The organism is Microbacterium sp. NPDC087589 (genome assembly GCF_044743635.1).
Taxonomy (GTDB): domain Bacteria; phylum Actinomycetota; class Actinomycetes; order Actinomycetales; family Microbacteriaceae; genus Microbacterium.
This window is the reverse complement of the sequence record NZ_JBIUWV010000006.1, coordinates 137,620-152,985: the sequence shown is the minus strand read 5'-3', so window position 1 is coordinate 152,985 and position 15,366 is coordinate 137,620. Positions and strand designations below refer to the sequence as shown.

At 70.0% G+C, this 15,366-nt stretch carries 13 protein-coding genes; 8 read left to right on the top strand and 5 right to left on the bottom strand.

The annotated features are described in order from the left end of the window. The first annotated feature begins 94 nt into the window (after window positions 1-94). A complete protein-coding gene (locus ACIOU8_RS13680) occupies window positions 95-1,522 on the top strand; it encodes a dicarboxylate/amino acid:cation symporter (protein WP_400790453.1) in 1,428 nt (475 codons plus the stop codon). A 61-nt stretch (window positions 1,523-1,583) separates the two neighbouring features. Here ACIOU8_RS13680 and ACIOU8_RS13675 read toward each other — a convergent pair whose 3' ends face one another. Next, window positions 1,584-3,314: a cation:proton antiporter gene (locus ACIOU8_RS13675; RefSeq protein ID WP_400790450.1), complete on the bottom strand. Its 1,731-nt coding sequence runs from the start codon at window positions 3,312-3,314 to the stop codon at window positions 1,584-1,586. Window positions 3,315-3,392: 78 nt separating this feature from the next. Between ACIOU8_RS13675 and ACIOU8_RS13670 the strand changes: the two genes are divergently transcribed. The 6 genes from ACIOU8_RS13670 to ACIOU8_RS13645 all read left to right on the top strand — a co-directional run bounded on the left by ACIOU8_RS13670 (window position 3,393) and on the right by ACIOU8_RS13645 (window position 8,765). After that, window positions 3,393-4,433 carry an LLM class flavin-dependent oxidoreductase gene (locus ACIOU8_RS13670; protein ID WP_400790447.1) on the top strand — a complete coding sequence of 347 codons (1,041 nt, stop codon included), beginning with the start codon at window positions 3,393-3,395 and terminating at the stop codon, window positions 4,431-4,433. Window positions 4,434-4,772: 339 nt separating this feature from the next. Beyond that, window positions 4,773-5,729 (top strand): hypothetical protein, encoded by a 957-nt coding sequence (locus tag ACIOU8_RS13665; RefSeq protein ID WP_400790444.1) that lies wholly within the window; start codon window positions 4,773-4,775, stop codon window positions 5,727-5,729. Window positions 5,730-6,069: 340 nt separating this feature from the next. Further along, window positions 6,070-6,279: a methyltransferase gene (locus ACIOU8_RS13660; RefSeq protein WP_140038123.1), complete on the top strand. Its 210-nt coding sequence runs from the start codon at window positions 6,070-6,072 to the stop codon at window positions 6,277-6,279. A gap of 76 nt (window positions 6,280-6,355) precedes the next feature. Further along, on the top strand, window positions 6,356-7,621 hold the full coding sequence (glp, locus tag ACIOU8_RS13655; RefSeq protein ID WP_400790439.1) for a gephyrin-like molybdotransferase Glp: 1,266 nt from the start codon (window positions 6,356-6,358) through the stop codon (window positions 7,619-7,621). After that, on the top strand, window positions 7,618-8,484 hold the full coding sequence (locus ACIOU8_RS13650) for a molybdenum cofactor guanylyltransferase (RefSeq protein ID WP_400790437.1): 867 nt from the start codon (window positions 7,618-7,620) through the stop codon (window positions 8,482-8,484). Before glp ends, ACIOU8_RS13650 begins: the two co-directional genes overlap by 4 nt. Further along, entirely contained in the window at window positions 8,481-8,765 is a 285-nt protein-coding gene (locus ACIOU8_RS13645; RefSeq protein WP_400790434.1) for a DUF6457 domain-containing protein, read from the top strand. The genes ACIOU8_RS13650 and ACIOU8_RS13645 overlap by 4 nt, the downstream gene beginning before the upstream one ends. A gap of 62 nt (window positions 8,766-8,827) precedes the next feature. On the opposite strand, the gene pheA is transcribed toward ACIOU8_RS13645, so the two are convergent. Beyond that, window positions 8,828-9,778 (bottom strand): prephenate dehydratase, encoded by a 951-nt coding sequence (gene pheA / locus ACIOU8_RS13640; protein ID WP_400790432.1) that lies wholly within the window; start codon window positions 9,776-9,778, stop codon window positions 8,828-8,830. Window positions 9,779-9,840: 62 nt separating this feature from the next. Between pheA and pgm the strand changes: the two genes are divergently transcribed. Further along, window positions 9,841-11,484, top strand: a complete 1,644-nt coding sequence (gene pgm, locus ACIOU8_RS13635; protein ID WP_400790430.1) for a phosphoglucomutase (alpha-D-glucose-1,6-bisphosphate-dependent) — start codon at window positions 9,841-9,843, stop codon at window positions 11,482-11,484. 692 nt (window positions 11,485-12,176) lie between these two features. Here pgm and ACIOU8_RS13630 read toward each other — a convergent pair. The 3 genes from ACIOU8_RS13630 to ACIOU8_RS13620 form a co-directional block, all read right to left on the bottom strand. Next, on the bottom strand, window positions 12,177-13,277 hold the full coding sequence (locus tag ACIOU8_RS13630; RefSeq protein ID WP_400790427.1) for a glycerate kinase: 1,101 nt from the start codon (window positions 13,275-13,277) through the stop codon (window positions 12,177-12,179). Beyond that, window positions 13,277-14,332: a LacI family DNA-binding transcriptional regulator gene (locus tag ACIOU8_RS13625; protein WP_400790424.1), complete on the bottom strand. Its 1,056-nt coding sequence runs from the start codon at window positions 14,330-14,332 to the stop codon at window positions 13,277-13,279. Before ACIOU8_RS13625 ends, ACIOU8_RS13630 begins: the two co-directional genes overlap by 1 nt. Window positions 14,333-14,416: 84 nt before the next feature. After that, a complete protein-coding gene (locus ACIOU8_RS13620; RefSeq protein ID WP_400790421.1) occupies window positions 14,417-15,175 on the bottom strand; it encodes a sugar phosphate isomerase/epimerase family protein in 759 nt (252 codons plus the stop codon). Window positions 15,176-15,366 lie beyond the last annotated feature (191 nt).

The following is a 15,366-nucleotide window of genomic DNA, read 5'->3' as shown; positions in this document are numbered from 1 at the left end:
CCTTCGTCATCTCGGCCTCGGGATTCCGGCGTGACTCCTAGCGTGGACGGATAGCGCGCACACGGCGCGCACCGATTCTGGAGTCCCCGATCCCATGAGCACCACCGCCCGCCCCACGACGGCGCCAGACACTCGCGGTCCCGTCCGGAAGCTGCTGACCTCGTTCGGCTTCCAGATCCTCGCGGCCCTCGTCCTCGGCATCGCCGCCGGCCTGATCGCCCGCCAGTCGGGCGCCACCGCCGACAACCCCAACGGGCTCTCCGCCACCCTCGACACGATCGGCAGCTCGTACGTCACGCTGCTGCGCGCAGCCGTCGTGCCGCTGATCTTCACCGCGATCGTCGCCAGCATCTCGAACCTGCGCCGTGTGCAGAACGCCGCGCGCCTCGCGGGGCAGACCCTGCTGTGGTTCGCGATCACCGCGTTCATCGCCGTGACCATCGGCATCACGCTGGGTCTCGTCATCCAGCCGGGCAACCGCGCCGGTGAGGGTCTCGAGCCCGGCGACCCGTACACAGTCGGGACGTGGTGGAACTTCCTCCTCGGGCTGATCCCGCAGAACTTCCTCGGGCTCAGCGTCAGCACCAACCCCGGAGCCACCGACGGCACGTTCTCGTCGAGCGTGAACTTCAACATCCTGCAGGTCATCGTGATCGCGGTCGCCGTCGGTATCGCGGCGCTCAAGGCGGGCAAGAAGGCCGAGCCGTTCCTCGCGTTCACCGAGTCGCTGCTCAAGGTCATCCAGCGCGTGCTGTGGTGGATCATCCGCATCGCCCCGCTCGGCACGTTCGGCCTCATCGGCGCTGCGGTCGTCAAGTACGGCTGGGAGAAGCTGGCCTCGCTCGGCTGGTTCGCGATCGCGATCTACGTCGGTCTCGCGCTCGTGCTCTTCGTCGTCTACCCCGTGCTGGTCAAGACGCACGGCCTGTCGATCAAGCAGTACTTCTCCGGCGTCTGGCCGGCCGTGCAGCTGGCCTTCGTCAGCCGCTCGTCGATCGGCACCCTGCCGCTCACCGAGCGCGTGACCGAGCGAAACCTGGGCGTGCCCCGCTCGTACGCCTCGTTCGCCGTGCCGTTCGGCGCGACGACCAAGATGGACGGTTGCGCCGCGATCTACCCCGCCATCGCCGCGATCTTCGTGGCGCAGTTCTTCGGCATCGAGCTGAACCTCGTGCAGTACCTGCTGATCGTGCTCGTCTCGGTCGTCGGCTCGGCTGCGACGGCAGGCACGACCGGAGCGACCGTCATGCTCACACTGACGCTGTCGACCCTGGGTCTGCCGCTCGAGGGCGTCGGACTGCTGCTCGCGATCGACCCGATCCTCGACATGGGCCGTACGGCGGTCAACGTCGCGGGTCAGGCGCTCGTGCCGACCATCGTCGCCAAGCGAGAGGGGATCCTCGACGAGGAGCTCTACAACGCCCCGCGCGAGGGCCTGCCGTTCGCCGACGACTCGGCAGACGATGAGGCACCCGAGGCGGATGCCGCAGCATCCGAGAAGGAGCCGATCGGCACCCGCTGACCCCCGTCTCGCAGAGCGAGCGCCTCGCCCCTTCAGGGGCGGGGCGCTCGTCTGTCTGCCGCTACGCGCGACCCTGCAGACGCGTCGCGGCGCGGGTGTCGAGGGCGAGCTCCTCGGCATCCATCGCGGCCATCAGCTCGCGCATGACCTCCTCGTCGAGGTTGCCGGCGTCGCGCTCTGTGAGCAGGATGTCGCGGCGCACCTGCAACCAGCCGCGGGTGAGCGCTGCGAGGTCTTCGTAGGAGGGGCGGGTCACCGCCTCCTCGACCTCCTGCGCCTCGTCCGCGGCCTTCTCGACCCTGGTCATGCGCTTCGTGAACGCGTCGAACACGCCGATGTCGACGGTGCCGTATTTGTCGACCCACTCGACGCGCTTCTCGTCGAGGAAGGCCTTGCCCGCCTCGCGGCTCTTCGCCTTGATGTCGGCGATCGCGCGCTCGTCCTCCTCCTCATCGACGTCGCTGGCGATGCCGAGCCCGCGGATCAGCATCGGCAGGGTCAGGCCCTGCAGCAGCAGTGTGCCGACAGTGACGACGTACGCGACGACGACGATCGCGTGCGACGGTTCGGTGTCGAGAGCCGCGAGGTCGGCCGCGGCGAGCGCGGTGGCCAGCGTCACCACGCCGCGCATGCCCGCCCACGAGATGACGGCGTTGTCTCTCCACGTCAGCTGCAGGCCCGCCATACGATCGCGCACGATCTTCGACCGCAGTTCTTCGGCGCTGTAGTGCTTCCAGCGCTTCGAGTCCCGCCGTCGCTCGTCGAAGGCACCGGATCGGACAGTCCTATCCCAGCGTTCGAGCCGTCTGCGGTCTTGGAAGTTGGCCCACCCGTTCGCCGGGTACACGTACAGCGGGCGCACGACCAGCACCACGAGGAGCACCGCCCCCGACAGCAGCAGGATGCGACCGACCTCCTCGCCGCCGAGGTCGCTGAGCACACGCGGGAACTGCAGGCCGATGTACGCGAACACGAAGCTCTCGAGCAGCAGGTCGGCCGACAACCAGAGCGGCGCCTCCTGCTGACGCGTCGTGTAGTCGGTGCGGGGCGAGTTGTATCCCACGTAGAGGCCCATCGCGACGACCGCGAGCACACCCGAGCCCAGCAGGTGCTCGGCGATCGCATACGCTCCGAACGGTGCCAGCAGGCCGAACGTGCCGATCACGACCGGGTCGCTGATGCGCATGCGCAGCTGGTGCAGCACGATGCCGAACACGAGCCCCACCGCGACGCCCACGCCGACCGCGAGCAGGAACTGCCAGATGCCGTCCCAGACGGTGAGCGTCGCGCCCGCGACGATCGCCGCGAACACCCGGTAGAGGGTGAGCGAGGTCGCGTCGTTGATCAGGCTCTCCCCCGACAGCACCGTCATGATGCGGCGCGGAAGCCCGAGCTTGCGGCCGATAGCGGCGGCTGAGACGGCGTCGGGCGGCGCGACGATGGCGCCGAGCAGCAGCGCACCCGGCAGAGTGAGCGAGGGCAGGATCCACCACGCCACGAGCCCGACCGCCACCGCGGTGAGCAGCACCAGGGTGACGCCGAGCCGGCGGATCTGCGGCAGGCTGCGCTTGAAGCCCACGAACGACACGTCGAGCGCCGCCGAATACAGCAGCGGCGGCAGCACGAGGTTCAGCAGCAGGTGCCCGTCGATCTCGACCTCGGGCACGAAGGGCAGGAAGGATGCCGCGAGGGCGACGACCGTGACGAGCAGCGGAGCCGGCCATCCGCGCCATCGGGCGATCGCCGCCACGACGACAGCACCGACGAGCACATAGAAGATCTCGGCATCCATGCCTTTAAAGTACTGCCCCTCCGTTGGCGTCGTCGGCGAGCGGGAATGCCCCGCCCGCCCTCGCCGTTGCATTCGGGGATGACTTCCACCGCGCTCTCCGTCCTCGACCTCGTCCCGGTTCGCACCGGCCAGACCAGTGCCGAGGCGATCTCCTCCTCCCTCGACCTCGCCGCCACCGCCGACCGCCTCGGCTACCGCCGCTACTGGTTCGCCGAGCACCACAACATGCCGGCCGTGGCATCCACCACTCCCCCGGTGCTGATCGCCGCCGCCGCGATGCGCACGACGAAGATCCGTCTGGGATCGGGTGGCGTCATGCTGCCGAACCACGCGCCGCTGATCGTCGCCGAGCAGTTCGCGGCTCTCGAGGCCATCGCCCCTGGCCGCATCGACCTCGGCCTCGGCCGCGCCCCCGGCAGCGACCCGGTCATCACCCAGTTGCTGCGCGGATCCGGCACGACGAGCGACGTCGAGCAGTTCCCCCGCAACGTGCAGGACATCTCCGCGCTCGTCTCGGGTGAGGGCGCGACAGTGCGCTTCACGTCGGGTGGCGAGTACACGGTGCACGCGACACCCGCCGCGACCGGAAGCCCCGAGGTCTGGCTGCTCGGGTCGAGCGACTACTCGGCCCAACTCGCCGCATCCCATGGTCTGCCCTATGTGTTCGCGAACCACTTCTCGGGTCAGGGACTCGAACGAGCACTCGACCTCTATCGCACCGGCTATCAGCCGAGCGAAGAGCACCCCGAGCCGCGGACGTTCCTCACTGTCAACGTCGTCGCCTCGCCGACTCAAGAGGAGGCCGAGGCACGCGCCCTGCCGCAGCTGCGCATGATGTCGCGCCTGCGTCTGAACAAGCCGCTCATCGCGCTCGAGACGGTCGAAGAGGCGCTCGCCGCCGAATCGGACGCCGCGACCGACCAGGTCGTCGAGGCCGCCCGTTCACGGTGGTTCGTGGGCACCGGAGAATCGGTCGCCGCCGAAGTGCGCGATTTCGCCGCGAAGTACGGCGTCGACGAGGTCATGCTCTCGCCCGTCGCCGGTGCCTACGAGTCCGAGCCTCGCGACGCCGCTGCCGGCCGCGCGCAGACGCTCGAGCTCATCGCCGCCGCGCTGTAGCACGCGCGGGCCCGTCGCGGCCCGGTGCCCGTCGCGCGGGGGGGCCGGTGCCCGTCGCGCGGGGGGGGCCGGTGCCCGTCGCGCGGGGGGCCGTCGCGCGGGGGGCCGTCGCGCGGTCGCGTCGCGCGGATGCGGGGTCAGTTCGGCATCCGAAGCGCCGCTTTCCGATGCAAAAGTGGCCCCGCTCGCGGCGCGGGATGCAGAAGTGGCCCCGCTCGCGGCGCGGGATGCAAAAGTGACCCCGCTCGCGGGGTGAGATCGCGCCTGTCCACTCATTCGCGGATGCTGTCTACAGGCGCGACTTCTCCACATCTCTCGGCATCCCGGAGATCGCGGGGCGTGAACGACGCATCTCTCAGCAAGCCTGATCGGATGCGCCATCGGATACTCCTACCTGACGAACTCGGGCGACATTTCACCGTGCAGCAGGCCGCCGCTGCGGGCATAGGTCGGGGCCGCGTCTCCGCACGCGATCTCGACCGCCCCTTCCGCGGAGTGCGCTCGGTCACGGCTGCGGAGACGCCGCTCGATCGAGTCGCCGCTCTTGCGACCCGCCTGCAGCGTGGTCAACTCATCGGCGGGGAGTCCGCGATGCACGTGTGGGGGTATCCGTATCCCGGTATCTGGAGCGTACATGCGCCGATCGTCGTCGTCGTGGCGACGGGTTCGGCGCGCGTCCGGCGCAGCGGCGTCGCCGGTCGACGCCGGGCAGAGGGGCGCACCGTTCCGTGGCGGGTAGACGGAATCCCGATCATCGATCCGATCGCAGCTCTGTTCATGTGCGCCGCGGCGCTGACCGAGGATCAGGTGGTCATCGCGCTCGACGCCCTGATCAGCGAGGCCGACAATTATCCGGGGCTGCGTGCGGGGCGTCCGCCACATACCGTGACCGACATCGAGCAGCGTCTGCAGGCCTGGGGGCGCTTCCCGGGCTCTTGCCGAGTCCGTGATGGGCTGTCCCGCGCGCGTGAAGGAGTGGAATCGCCGAAGGAGACCGAGACGAGGCTGCTCATCGTCTCAGGGGGCCTGCCTGAACCCGTCGTGCAGCACGAGGTCCATGAGAGCGGCCTTCTCATCGCGCGGAGCGACCTGGCCTACCCCGACCTCAAGATCGCCATCGAGTACGAGGGTGACGGTCACCGCACGAGCCGTGATCAGTGGAGGCGAGACATTCAGCGACAGCGCGAGCTCGAAGACCTCGGATGGATCGTCATCCGCGTGACCCAGCTCGACCTGGCGCGCGACGCAGCACCGCTGCTCGACCGCATCCGTCGGGCGAGATCATCCCGCCGATGACTGTCCCCTCTTGCACGCCCATCTTCTGCCTCCGCCCGTCTTCAGCCTCCAGCTCGCAGACGGAGCCAGTTTCACACCCGAAATGCGTCTGTGCGATGCCAAAGTGACCCCGCCCACCCACGCCATGCGAAAGTGACCCCGCTCAGGGGCGCCGAGAGCACCCGCAGCTCCAGTCGGGACCACTTGTGCATCCGAATCGCGCCTTTGCGGTGCGAAAGTGACCCCGCTCGGGCACGCGATGCGAAAGTGACCCCGCAATGGCACGTCCCCACCCTCCGACAAGGGCTGGTATTCCGGTGCGCCGGGGCGTAGCGTCACCAGCAACGGAAGGGGTTCGATGATGAGCACGACCAAGACCCTGGCACTCTGGGTGGCTTACGGCACGAACGGGGTCGTCGGCAGCATCCGACACGATGATGAGGGATACACCGTCGTCATGGCCGGATCGGATGCCGCGACAGGCACCTACCCGAACCTGGAATCGGCCAAAGGCGCGCTGCACTCGCACATGCTGCCAGGCAGCGGCTGGCCGATGTTCCGCGAGCACTGACCTTCGAGCGGGGAAACAAGGGGCAGAGGGGCGACGCGGTCGCGGGGCACCCCCGCGACCGTCGTACGCTGACTTCATGCGACACGCCGCCTCACTCGCTCCCCCGCTCGTTCTGACGGTCGAGGAGCAGCAGGCGAAGGTGCTGGTCGCCGCCCGACCGCTCACCCCCGAGACGGTGCCGATCGTGCGAGCAGCCGGTCGTACCCTCGCCGCCGCCGTGCGCGCCCGGGTCGATGTGCCGCTGTTCGACAACTCCGCGATGGACGGGTACGCCGTCATCTTCTCCGACGTCGGGGCCGCCACGGCCGAGCGCCCTGCCGAACTCCGCGTCATCGCCGACCTGCCCGCGGGTTCCGCCGAGGAGCCCGAGCTGCGCCCCGGGCTGGCCGCGCGGATCATGACCGGCGCTCCCGTGCCCCGCACCGCGAACACCGTCGTGCCCTTCGAGCACACGCGTGACGGACTGCAGGCCTGGGATGCCGCGGCGGTCGTGACCACGGCTCCTCTCCGAGAGGGCGCCCACATCCGCCGCCGCGGGGAGGAGCTGCGCGCCGGAGCCGTCGTCGCGCGGGCAGGGACGGTGCTCGGGCCACTGCAGCTGACGGCCATCGCGGCCACGGGCGTCGACACCGTGCAGGTGCATCGTCGCCCTCGGGTCGCCGTGATCTCGACGGGAACCGAACTCGCCGCCCCCGGCGCAGACCTCGACCGCGGGCAGATCCCTGAGTCGAACTCGGTGCTGCTCGCGTCGATGTGCGCCGAGGCGGGCGCCGACGTCATCTCGGTCGACACGGTGGCCGATGAGGATGCCGCTTTCACGAGCCTCCTCGACCGTGCACTGCACGCCGGTCATGCCGATGTCGTCGTCACCTCGGGCGGAGTGAGCGCCGGCGCCCATGAGGTCGTCAAGAACGTGCTGCGCGATCGCGTCGAGTTCACCGCGGTCGCGATGCAACCGGGCAGACCCCAGGCCTTCGGACGCATCGACGACGCCCTGATCTTCGGTCTCCCCGGCAACCCTGCCAGCGTCGCCGCCTCGTTCGAGGCATTCGTGCGCCCTGCCCTGCTCCGTCTGCAGGGGCGCGAACCAGCACAGCGCCCGACGATCCGCCTCGCGACCACAGCCGGGTGGCGCAGCCCGGCTGGGCGACTGCAGTATGTGCCGGTGGCGCTCGACCGATCCGACCCCGCCGCGTGGTCGGTGAGCCCGGCGGCCGCCGACGGATCGTCCGGCTCTCATCTCGCCGCAGGTCTCGCCAGAGCGGATGCCTACGCAGTCGTGCCCGCCGACGTGTCAGCGGTCGCCGCCGGAGACCTCGTCGACGTGATGCTGCTCTCGTGACCTCGGCCGACGCGGCCAACGCGGCCAACGCGGCGACCTCAGCAAGTCCAGCAAGTCCGGCAACTCCGGCAAGCGCAGCCAACGCAGCGACCTCAGCCCACGCGGCGAACCCCGCCAACGCAGCGACCTCAGCCAACCCCGCCAACGCAGCCGACGCAGCAACCCCGGCGAGCTCCGCTACCGCGGCGATCATCCTCGCCGGGGGGCGGGCGTCTCGACTCGACGGCGCCGCCAAGCCGCTGCTCGAGGTCGGCGGCCGCACTCTGCTCGATCGGGCCATCGCGGCCCTCGCAGGCTGCGACCCGATCGTCGTCGTGGGTCCACCTGCGCCCGTGCACGGCACGGTCGTCTGGACCCGCGAGACCCCTGAGTTCGGCGGCCCGGTCGCGGGCATCGCTGCCGGGCTCGCCAGCACCGAGAGCGCCGACGTGTTCGTGCTGGCGGCCGATCTGCCGCACGCCGAGGAGGCGGTCGCGCTGCTGCGTCGGCATCCGCCCCTCGCCCGTGGCGAAGACGGCATCTGCCTGGCCGACGAATCCGGACGGATGCAGTGGCTGATCGGGCTCTATCGCACCGACGCGCTGCGCAGGGCTCTCGGTGCCCTCCCCGACGGCGGCCGAGATGCCTCCATCCGGTCGCTGCTCGCGGGCCTCGCCCTCACCGCGCTGCCCGCGGGGGACCTGGCGACGGACGTCGACACGTGGGACGATCTCGAACGTGCCCGCACAACGGCACAGACACAGACCGCAACGGCGCAGTCACACACCGCAGCGGCACCGACACAGACCACGGACGCACAGACACAGACCGCAGCGGCGCAGATACCGCCGCGCGGCCGCGCACAGGACGAGGAGACGACATGACCGACAAGCCCCCGCATCTCCCGGTCGAGGCCCTCGACGACTGGACCGCCGCCGCCTGCACCGCCCTCGACATCGACCGCGCAGCAGTCGACATCGGCCTGCTCCTCGATCTCGCCCGCGACGTCGCGCACGGCGTCGCCCGCCCGGCAGCACCGCTCAGCGCCTACCTCGCCGGCCTCGCCGCAGGGCGCGCCGGCGGCAGCCGCGAGGACACCGCCGCGGCGGTCGCCACGCTCACTGCTCTGTCAGCATCCTGGCGTGCCGATGGTGAGAAATCCTGACCCTCGCCTCGCCGACCTCCCCGAACCGATCGGGAACGATCACGGCCTGACCCGGGGCGGTCTCAGTCCTCGGGTTCGCCGCTGAGGATGCCGCGCAGCCAATCGCGCGCCTCGACGAACACGTCGTCGTCGTAGCGCTCGGGGTACTGCACGATCTGCCGGTCGGCCCGAGGATACGACCCGAGGAAGACCACGCGGGGGCTGAAACGACGGATGCCGAGCAGAGCGTCAGCCATGCGCTCGTGCTCGATGTGCCCGTCGGCGTCGATCACGAACCGGTAGCGGCCGAGCTCGTCGCCGATCGGACGCGACTGGATGAGCGAGAGATTGATGCCGCGGGTCGAGAACTGCTCGAGCATCTCGAGGAGAGAACCGGGGTGATCGTTGGGGAGCTCCACGATCAGCGACGTCTTGTCTGCGCCGGTCGGCGCCGGAGCCGAGGTGGTGCGGGTGACGAGCACGAAACGGGTGACGGCCTGGGCATTGTCGCCGATGCCCTCGGCCAACACGTCGACGTCGAGATGCCTCACGACGCCGGGAGCGGCGATGGCCGCCTGCGCAGGCAGACTGCCGTCGAGCATGCCGACCGCCGACGCGACGTTGCTCGCCGCCGGCACGTGCGAGTGCGTCGGCAGATGTGCGCCGAGCCAGCCGTGGCATTGCCCGTAGGCGACGGGGTGAGCCGCGATCACCCGGACGTCCGACAGCGTGGTGCCCCGAGGAGCGACGAGCACGAAGTTGACCCGCACCAGGTACTCGCCGATGATCCGCAGGCCGGGCAGCGTGGCCAGAGCATCCTGCGTGGTCGAGACACCGCCTTCGATCGAGTTCTCGATCGCGATCATGGCCGCGTCGCTGCGCCCCTCGAGCACATCTGCGAGGGCCTCGCCGACGTTGTGCACCGACCGCCATTCCTGGCCTCGCGCTTCGGCGACCTGTTCGAGTGCCGCTTCGGTGAATGTTCCGGCGGGGCCGAGATAGCTGTAGGTGCGGCGTTCAGTCACGCGTTTCACCTTAGGGCACCAGTGGGCGCCCAGAAGATGCGCGGATGCCGAGATGGGGGCAGACTGTCTGCATGACGAGCCGTGCCGGCCTACCAGCCGAAGAATCCGACCTGATCGATGTCGACGAGCTGATCGCCGCTTATTACGATCGCGTCCCCGACCCTGGCGTCGCCGCCGAGCGGGTCGCGTTCGGGACGAGCGGTCATCGCGGGTCGTCGCTCACCAAGAGCTTCAACGAGAACCACATCCTCGCCACCACGCAGGCGATCGTCGACTATCGCGCGGCGCAGGGCATCACCGGCCCGCTCTTCCTGGGTCGTGACACGCACGCCCTGTCGCTGCCGGCCGAGCGCAGCGCCATCGAGGTGCTGGTCGCGAACGGCGTCGACCTCCGCGTCGACTCGCGCGACGCGTGGGTGCCGACACCCGCGCTCAGCCACGCGATCCTCACTTACAACCGCGCCCTCGCGCCGGATGACGCCGGCCGCGCCGACGGCATCGTCGTCACCCCTTCGCACAACCCTCCTCGTGACGGCGGCTTCAAGTACAACCCGCCGCACGGCGGACCGGCTGACACCGACGCGACGGGCTGGATCGCCGGCCGCGCCAACGAGCTGATCGCCGGCGGCCTGGTCGACGTGAAGCGCGAGAGCTTCGCCGACATCGACTGGGATGCTCTCCCCGGCTACGACTTCCGCGACGCGTACGTGCGCGACCTGGCGACCATCATCGACATCGACGCGATCCGCAATGCCGGAGTCCGCATCGGTGCCGATCCGCTCGGCGGCGCCTCCGTCGAGTACTGGGCGCTCATCAAGGAGGTCTACGACCTCGATCTGACCGTCGTGAACCCCGAGGTCGACCCGACCTGGCGCTTCATGACGCTCGACTGGGACGAGAAGATCCGCATGGATCCGTCCTCCCCCTCGGCCATGGCCTCGCTGGTCGCCAAGAAGGGCGACTACGACATCCTCACCGGCAACGACGCGGATGCCGACCGCCACGGCATCGTCACCCCCGACGCCGGGCTGATGAACCCCAACCACTACCTCGCGGTCGCGATCGACTACCTGTTCTCGCACCGCGCCGAGTGGCCGCGCGACGCCGCGATCGGCAAGACTCTCGTCTCGTCGATGATCATCGATCGCGTCGCCGAATCGCTCGGACGCCGCCTCCTCGAGGTGCCCGTCGGCTTCAAGTGGTTCGTCCCGGGCCTGCTCGACGGCTCGGTGGCCTTCGGCGGCGAGGAGTCCGCCGGAGCATCGTTCCTCCGCAAGGACGGCACCGTGTGGTCGACCGACAAGGACGGCATCCTGCTGTGCCTTCTCGCCGCCGAGATCATCGCCGTGACCGGCAAGACGCCGTCGGAACGATACGCCGAGCTGGAGCAGGCCTTCGGCTCGTCGGCGTACCAGCGCGTCGACGCCCCGGCGACGCCGGCGCAGAAGTCGACGCTGAGCAAGCTGGCTCCGGATGCCGTCTCGGCGACGACCCTCGCCGGCGAGGACATCACCGCCAAGCTGTCGCACGCGCCCGGAAACGGCGCCGCGATCGGCGGCCTCAAGGTGCAGACCGAGCACGCCTGGTTCGCTGCCCGCCCGTCGGGAACCGAAGACGTCTACAAGCTGTACGCCGAGAGCCTGCGCGGCCCCGAGCACCTCGCCGAGGTGCAGGCCGAGGCTCGTGCCGTGGTGTCGGCGGCGCTCGGCGGCTGACCCGGCCACTGTTCCGCCTGTCTTCTGCCCCCGTACGTCGCCCCGTGCGGGGGCAGACGTGCGTCCGGGGTCGCCAGCACTTCTTCGCCTCCCGCACTCCGTGGATGCGGGGTCACTTTCGCATCCGAAACGGCCGATCCGGGTGCGCTATTGACCCCGCCCAGCATCCGCGATGCGAAAGTGACCCCGCTGGCCGACACCATGCGCGGGCCGGGTCGAAGCGCCCACCCCGCGCGTGCGGGGTCGAAAACGCACCCGAACCAGCGGTTTCGGATGCGTTTTTGACCACCGCGCACCGCGACCGCCCACCACCCGCAGCTGCACGAACGTGCGGGGCCAAAGAACCACCCGAACCAACGATCTCGGATGCGTTTTTGACCACCGCAGACCGTGACCGCCCACCACCCGCCATCCGCAGCTGCACGGACGTGCGGGGCCAAAGAACCACCGCACACCGCGATCTCGGATGCGCTACTGACCACCGAAGACCGTGACCGCCCACCACCCGCAGTTGCACGGACGTGCGGGGCCAAAGAACCACCCGAACCAACGATCTCGGATGCGTTTTTGACCACCGCAGACGAGCGCGAGCGGATGCGGCGGATGCTGCGCGAGGCCCGACCCGGAGAGCGGATGTGGCGGATGCTGCGCGAGGCCCGCCCCGGAGAGCGGATGCGGCTGGTGGCGACCGGTCAGACAGACCGGGCGAGCAGCGCTCCGGCCGCGCGCAGCCATCGGGCGGGGTCGGCGAGAGCGGCATCCGACGATCCGGCGAGATCGGTGAGAGACGCGGATGCCGCGAACAGCGCCACATCGGAATCCTGGGTGATGCGCCCGGCCGCGAGCAGTGCCGCGGCCCCGGAGGATGCCGCGATGCCCGCGATGAACGAAGGAACCTTGCCGTCGCCGGACTGACCGTCGTACGACCCCTCCCCCGTGATGACGACGTCGGCGTCGGCGATCGCATCCGCGAGTCCGATGAGCTCTGCCACTTCGGCAGCACCGGGCGCGAGCGTCGCTCCCCAGACGACGAGCGCACCGCCCGTGCCACCGGCAGCTCCGGTGCCGGGCAGAGCGGGGTCGAGGCCAGCCAGGTCGGCGAGTCGGGCGAGCTCGGCATCCACCTGCGTGATGTCGTCGCCGGAGAGTCCCTTCTGCGGTCCGAACACCGCCGCAGCGCCGCGCGGGCCGATGAGCGGGTTCGTGACGTCGGTGAGCACGCGCACCTGAGGCGCGGTGCGCAGAGCCGTCAGGTCGACGGATGCGATGTCGGCGAGCCCGCGGGCACCGCGGGCGACCGGCTCACCGGAGGCGTCGAGGAATCGTGCGCCGAGCGCTGACAGCATCCCGGTGCCGCCATCGGTCGATGCGCTCGATCCGATGCCGACCACCAGTCGTGTGACGCCGTGGTCGAGGGCCGCGGCGATCGCCTGACCGAATCCGGTGGTGTCGGCGTCCCACGGGCGCAGTTCGTCGAGCAGTTCGATGCCCGAGGTCGAGGCGAGGTCTACGACACCGGTGCCGCCGGGAGAGCCCGCGGATGGGGGCAGCAACAGCCAGCTGGTCTCCAGCGGCATCCCCGCGGGCCCATCGACGACGACCGGCATCCGTCGCGCCCCCGGCACGGCCGCGGCGAACGCGGCGACGGTGCCCTCTCCGCCGTCTGCCATGGGACGGTGCACGAACGTCGCGGAAGGATCGACCGACGACCAGCCTTCGGCGAGGGATGCCGCAGCATCCGCCGCGGTGATCGTGCCCTTGAAGCTGTCGGGCGCCAGCACGATGCGGGCCATCAGGCGATACCGGGTGTGCTCGCCCGCACGATGACCTCGAGCGGCAGCGCCGCCTGCTGCCAGTCCACGTCGACCGTCGCGCGGAAGGCCTGGTAGCCGACCTCGCTGAGCGGCACCCGCACGGTCGTGAGCGCCGGGGTGACGTCGCTCGACGACGGCACATCGTCGAAACCGCAGACAGCGATGTCGGAGCCGATCTCGCGACCCGCGTCGCGGATCGCCGACATCGCGCCGATCGCGACGACATCGCTCATACCGAACACGAGAGTGCCCGGCTCCACGCCCTCGGCGAGCGCTGACGACATCGCCTGCACACCCGATTCGCGACGGAAGTCGCCTCTGATCACCCGATCAACCGATCCTCCACCCGACTCGAAGCCTGCGTGGAATCCGGCGAGACGCTCGTCTGAGGTGAGCACTCCCTCGGCCGCTCCGATCGCGATGGCCGAGCGGTAGCCGAGCGATGCCATGCGGCGGCCCAGCGCCTCGGCACCGGCACGGTTGTCGATCTCGACGTGCCGGTTCTCTGCGCTGCCGGCCCCGAACGTGACCACCTGCCCGCCGAACCGGGCGTACTCCGCCAGCTCGCGCGAGGTATCGGAGTCGGTCGGCTCGTTCGTGCGCGAGGCGGCGAGGATCAGGCCCTGGGGACGCTGTCCGCGCAGCGCGCGCACGATGCGCGCCTCGCGGGCCGGGTCGCGCTCGGTGATCGCGATCGTGACGACAAGACCCTGCTCGTCGGCTCCACGGGCGACGCCGGCCGCGATGAGGCCGAAGTAGGGGTCGGCGATGTCGGCGACGAGCAGCGCGATCACGGGCGAGCTGCCGCGAGCGGTGGCCTGTGCAGAGGCGTTCGCCGTGTAGCCCAGCTCGGCCGCCGCCTGCTCGACGCGCTCACGGAAGGACTCGGCGACCTTGCGCTCGGATCCGTTCAGAACGCGGGATGCCGTGGCGAGCGAGACCCCGGCTTCACGGGCGACGTCGTGCAGCGTGGGGGCTGCACCTCGCGAGTGCCGCGGCTGACGCACCCGGGAAGGGCTTTCCTGCTGACTCATGCCCTGAGCTTACTGCGCGGTGCGAGCGACGCCGGGGAGCAGCCGACGGCCGCGCCGACCTGAGTGCTGCGGAGCATGTCGGCGCTAGAGCGAGAGGTACGAGCGGAGCGTCGCGGCCTCGCCGCGCAGCATCGTCGGATCATCACCGGGCACGAACTCGAGCAGGGCGTCTCTCGGCGGCGTTGGCGCGGACTGCGCCTCTCCGAAGAATCGGGTCCAGAGGGCGTCCCGGGCCCGCAGCGGAAGCCGATCGTGATCGGGCCACCACGAGAACACGTGCGCGGCGGTCACCTGGTCGGCGATCGCACGATACTCGTCGAGCACCGTCTCGACCGAGGCACCGACGGTGGGCTGCCAGTAGGTGCTGAGCGTCGGCCTGGCGACCTCTGCGAGCACGCGGAGGGTCGTCGGCGCGGTGTCGGCGAGCGTGCCCGAGTGGAACTCGAGCGCGAGGGAGATGCTGCGGGCGTTCGCCTCGTCGACGGCATCCTGCAGTCGGGCGATCGTCGACGCCCAGTCCTGCGGTGCGGCCTCGTCGGATCCGATCGATCCTGCCCAGACGCGCACACGGCCGACCCCGAGAGCCTCGGCAGTGTCGAGCACGGGGGTGATCGGCTCGTCGGCGCCGGCGCGGAAGTACGAACCGTAGGAGCACGACACGAGCCCGGCATCCGACGTCGCTCTCGCCACTCGCGCGGCCTGCTCGACGTCGCCGGCCGGCACATGCACGTCGGCACCCCACTCGATGACCTCGAGTCGTGCCTCGGCTGCGATCTCGACGACTCGTTCGGCGCTCAGCGATCGGAAGGTCACCGAGCAGAGTCCTGGTCTGATCGTTGTCATGGGTTCATCCTCTCAAGGGGCTGCGTCAGTGTCTCGGGGGTTGCGTCCGGCTTGCTTCGTGTCCCCCGGCTGTCCCCGGTCTTGGCCTCCGTCCGTCCGGGATCACCCCGTACCGTCTGCAGGACCGAGGGACGGATGCAGGACGAGAAACCGTGTTCCGGTCCTACATCCGTGCCCGAGTCCTGCATGCG

Coding starts and splice junctions, on each gene's coding strand:
- ACIOU8_RS13680 (WP_400790453.1), top strand. CDS start 95: ATGAGCACCACCGCCCGCCCCACGACGGCGCCAGACACTCGCGGTCCC.
- ACIOU8_RS13675 (WP_400790450.1), bottom strand. CDS start 3,314: ATGGATGCCGAGATCTTCTATGTGCTCGTCGGTGCTGTCGTCGTGGCG.
- ACIOU8_RS13670 (WP_400790447.1), top strand. CDS start 3,393: ATGACTTCCACCGCGCTCTCCGTCCTCGACCTCGTCCCGGTTCGCACC.
- ACIOU8_RS13660 (WP_140038123.1), top strand. CDS start 6,070: ATGAGCACGACCAAGACCCTGGCACTCTGGGTGGCTTACGGCACGAAC.
- glp (WP_400790439.1), top strand. CDS start 6,356: ATGCGACACGCCGCCTCACTCGCTCCCCCGCTCGTTCTGACGGTCGAG.
- ACIOU8_RS13645 (WP_400790434.1), top strand. CDS start 8,481: ATGACCGACAAGCCCCCGCATCTCCCGGTCGAGGCCCTCGACGACTGG.
- pgm (WP_400790430.1), top strand. CDS start 9,841: ATGACGAGCCGTGCCGGCCTACCAGCCGAAGAATCCGACCTGATCGAT.
- ACIOU8_RS13630 (WP_400790427.1), bottom strand. CDS start 13,277: ATGGCCCGCATCGTGCTGGCGCCCGACAGCTTCAAGGGCACGATCACC.
- ACIOU8_RS13625 (WP_400790424.1), bottom strand. CDS start 14,332: ATGAGTCAGCAGGAAAGCCCTTCCCGGGTGCGTCAGCCGCGGCACTCG.
- ACIOU8_RS13620 (WP_400790421.1), bottom strand. CDS start 15,175: ATGACAACGATCAGACCAGGACTCTGCTCGGTGACCTTCCGATCGCTG.